General features: G+C 60.8%; 3 protein-coding genes. 1 reads left to right on the top strand and 2 read right to left on the bottom strand.

The window, feature by feature from the left end; all coding sequences use genetic code 11:
* Positions 1-114: 114 nt before the first annotated feature.
* Positions 115-897, bottom strand: a complete 783-nt coding sequence (hyi, locus tag HU811_RS25895) for a hydroxypyruvate isomerase (RefSeq protein ID WP_186658907.1) — start codon at positions 895-897, stop codon at positions 115-117.
* 126 nt (positions 898-1023) lie between these two features.
* The gene (gene gcl, locus HU811_RS25890) at positions 1024-2799 is read right to left on the bottom strand and encodes a glyoxylate carboligase (protein WP_047229606.1); all 1776 of its coding nucleotides are present in this window, start codon (positions 2797-2799) and stop codon (positions 1024-1026) included.
* A 265-nt stretch (positions 2800-3064) separates the two neighbouring features.
* On the opposite strand from gcl, the gene HU811_RS25885 reads away from it, so the two are divergent.
* Positions 3065-3502 (top strand): GlcG/HbpS family heme-binding protein, encoded by a 438-nt coding sequence (locus HU811_RS25885; RefSeq protein ID WP_092458642.1) that lies wholly within the window; start codon positions 3065-3067, stop codon positions 3500-3502.
* Positions 3503-3621: the final 119 nt, after the last annotated feature.

Below are 3621 nucleotides of genomic sequence, written 5' to 3'. Positions count from 1 at the left end.
TTGCTCCCGCTGGGTCGCGAAGCGGCCCCAGAAATCCATGTTGGGTGAAAAAATCATGCGTCTGCTTCGCAGCCGAGCGGGAGCAAGCTCCCTCGCCACAAAGGCCGTATCGGGTCAAACCGCGTTATGGCTTTTCAGCCAGCCAAGGCCCGCTTCGGTGCTGGTCAGTGGCTTGTATTCGCAGCCGACCCAGCCTTGGTAACCGATGCGGTCCAGGTGTTCGAACAGGAAGCGGTAGTTGATCTCGCCGGTTCCCGGCTCGTTGCGTCCCGGGTTGTCCGCCAGTTGCACATGGTTGATCTGATCCAGGTGCGCCGAGAGGGTCCGGGCCAGGTCGCCTTCCATGATTTGCATGTGGTAGATGTCGTATTGCAGGAACAGGTTGGCGCTGCCCACCTGCTCGTGGAGCAATAGGGCTTGGGCGGTGTTGTTCAAGTAGAAACCGGGAATGTCGCGGGTGTTGATGGCTTCCATCACCAGCTTGATGCCTTTGGCTTGCAGCCTCTCGGCTGCGTATTTCAGGTTGGCGATAAAGGTTTTCTCCACCAGGGCTTTGTCGCAGTTCTGCGGACAAATCCCGGCCAGGCAGTTGACCTGGGTGTTGCCCAGCACCTGGGCATAAGCGATTGCCAGGTCAACGCCCGAGCGGAACTCTTCAACCCGGTCCGGCAGACAAGCAATACCGCGCTCGCCCTTGGCCCAGTCGCCGGCCGGCAGGTTGAACAACACTTGGGTCAGGCCATTGGCCTGGAGCAGCGCCTTGAGCTCGGCGCTGCTGTAGTCGTACGGGAACAGGTATTCGACACCCGTGAAACCGGCCTTGGCGGCCGCTTCGAAACGGGCGAGGAAATCCTGCTCGGTGAACAGCATGGACAGGTTGGCTGCGAAACGCGGCATGGTGGGTCTCCGGTAAATGTTTGTAGATCCCTGTGGGAGCGGGCTTGCTCGCGAAAGCGCTGTGTCAGCCAACATCGTTGTTGGATTTGAAGCCGTCTTCGCGAGCAAGCCCGCTCCCACAGGTACTCAGTCGAGCAACGAAATTGCGGTCGGCGCATCGTTGCCCACCAGTGCCAGGTCTTCGAATTCGTTGACGGCGTTGATCTCGGTGCCCATGGAAATGTTGGTCACCCGTTCCAGGATGATCTCGACGATCACCGGCACCTTGAATTCCTCGATCAACTCCTGGGCTTTGCGCAGCGCCGGCTGGATGCCGGACGGTTCGAACACCCGCAGCGCCTTGCAACCCAGGCCCTCGGCCACGGCGACGTGGTCCACGCCATACCCGTTGAGTTCCGGCGCGTTGAGGTTGTCGAAGGACAGTTGCACGCAGTAGTCCATGTCGAACCCGCGCTGGGCCTGGCGGATCAACCCCAGGTAGGAGTTGTTCACCACCACGTGGATGTACGGCAGCTTGAACTGCGCGCCGACCGCCAGCTCTTCGATCATGAACTGGAAGTCGTAGTCCCCCGACAACGCCACGACCTTGCGGCTCGGGTCGGCCTTGACCACCCCGAGCGCCGCCGGGATAGTCCAGCCCAACGGGCCGGCCTGGCCGCAGTTGATCCAGTGGCGCGGTTTGTAGACGTGCAGGAACTGCGCCCCGGCGATCTGTGACAACCCAATGGTGCTGACGTAGCAGGTGTCCTTGCCGAAGACCTGGTTCATTTCTTCGTACACACGCTGGGGTTTGACCGGCACGTTGTCGAAGTGCGTCTTGCGCTGCAGGCTGGCCTTGCGTTGCTGGCAGTCCTGCAGCCAGGCGCTGCGGTTTTTCAGTTTGCCGGCGGCTTGCCATTCGCGGGCGACTTCGATGAACGCAGTCAGTGCCGAGGCAGCGTCGGAAACGATGCCCAGGTCCGGGGTGAACACGCGGCCGATCTGGGTCGGTTCGATGTCCACATGAATGAAGGTGCGCCCTTCGGTGTAGACATCCACCGAACCGGTGTGGCGGTTGGCCCAACGGTTGCCGATGCCCAGTACCACGTCCGACTTGAGCAGTGTCGCATTGCCATAACGGTGGGAGGTTTGCAGGCCGACCATGCCGACCATCAATGGGTGATCGTCGGGAATCGTGCCCCAGCCCATCAGTGTGGGAATCACCGGGATACCGGTCAGTTCAGCAAATTCCACCAGCAGCTCGCTGGCATCGGCGTTGATGATGCCGCCGCCGGCCACCAGCAATGGGCGTTCAGCCTGATCGAGCATGGCCAGGGCCTTTTCGATCTGCACGCGATTGGCGGCAGGTTTGGCCAGCGGCAGCGGTTGGTAGGCGTCGATGTCGAACTCGATCTCGGCCATCTGCACGTCGAACGGCAAGTCGATCAGCACCGGGCCCGGCCGGCCGGAACGCATTTCAAAGAAGGCCTTCTGGAACGCGTACGGCACCTGGCCCGGTTCCAGGACGGTGGTGGCCCACTTGGTCACCGGTTTGACAATGCTGGTGATATCCACCGCCTGGAAATCTTCCTTGTGCAGGCGGGCGCGGGGCGCTTGGCCGGTGATGCACAGGATCGGAATCGAGTCGGCCGAAGCGCTGTAGAGCCCCGTCACCATGTCGGTCCCCGCCGGGCCCGAGGTGCCGATGCACACGCCAATGTTGCCGGCCTTGGTGCGGGTGTAGCCCTCGGCCATGTGGGAGGCGCCTTCAACGTGGCGAGCGAGGACATGATCGATGCCACCCACCTTTTGCAGGGCAGAGTACAGCGGGTTGATCGCGGCACCCGGGATGCCGAAGGCGGTGTCCACGCCTTCACGGCGCATCACCAGAACGGCGGCTTCGATTGCTCTCATTTTGCTCATGGTTTTGTGCCTCTTACGTTTTGTAATTGTATACAAGTGGCTTTGCGTTGAGTGTATTCACGGCGGACGGCGCAGGTCAATCCCTTTCCTCAAGCACCTGTTTCATTCGTCGGAAGGCCGTAAATACGGCGGTGCTTCGTCGCTCTGGTCGTGTTGTTGGAATTATTGTATACAAAAACATGTTCTATTGTGTTCTATTATTTGCGTCTGGTTTTGCCGAAGGCATTGCCTGGAACGCTTCCCACAACAAAAGAGGACAGCACTCATGAGCGCTTTAACCTTGAAAGTCGCCATCAACCTGACGGGGCAAGCCCTTGCCGCAGGCCGTGAAATCAGCGCTGCACCGCTGACCATTGCGGTTCTGGACAGCGGCGGCCACCTGATTGCCTTGCAACGCGAAGACGGCGCCAGCCTGCTTCGTCCTCAGATCGCTATCGGCAAGGCCTGGGGTGCCATCGCCCTGGGCAAGGGCTCGCGCCTGCTCGCCCAGGACGCCCACCAACGCCCGGCCTTTTTCGCCGCGTTGAACGGCCTGGGTCAGGGCAACGTCGTGCCGGCACCGGGTGGGGTGTTGATCAAAGGCGAGGATGGGCGGGTGCTGGGTTCCATCGGCATCAGTGGCGACACCTCGGACATTGATGAGCAGGTGGCGATCAGGGCTGTGGAGGGGGTGGGGTTGAAGGCGGATGCGGGGGTGGCTTGATTTTGTATTGACTGCCCTATTGCAATCGCGAGCAGGCTCGCTCCCACAAGTGGACTTGGGCAGACACAAAATATGTGAGCACTGCAAATCCTCTGTGGGAGCGAGCCTGCTCGCGATGA

The organism is Pseudomonas tehranensis, assembly GCF_014268615.1.
Taxonomy (GTDB): Bacteria; Pseudomonadota; Gammaproteobacteria; order Pseudomonadales; family Pseudomonadaceae; genus Aquipseudomonas; species Aquipseudomonas tehranensis.
Note: the sequence above shows the minus strand (reverse complement) of the source record. Positions and strands in the feature narration are given on the sequence as shown.

Bases quoted from the DNA above. Each gene is read 5' to 3' on its own strand.
- HU811_RS25885 (WP_092458642.1), top strand. From the start codon at position 3,065: ATGAGCGCTTTAACCTTGAAAGTCGCCATCAACCTGACGGGGCAAGCC.
- hyi (WP_186658907.1), bottom strand. From the start codon at position 897: ATGCCGCGTTTCGCAGCCAACCTGTCCATGCTGTTCACCGAGCAGGAT.
- gcl (WP_047229606.1), bottom strand. From the start codon at position 2,799: ATGAGCAAAATGAGAGCAATCGAAGCCGCCGTTCTGGTGATGCGCCGT.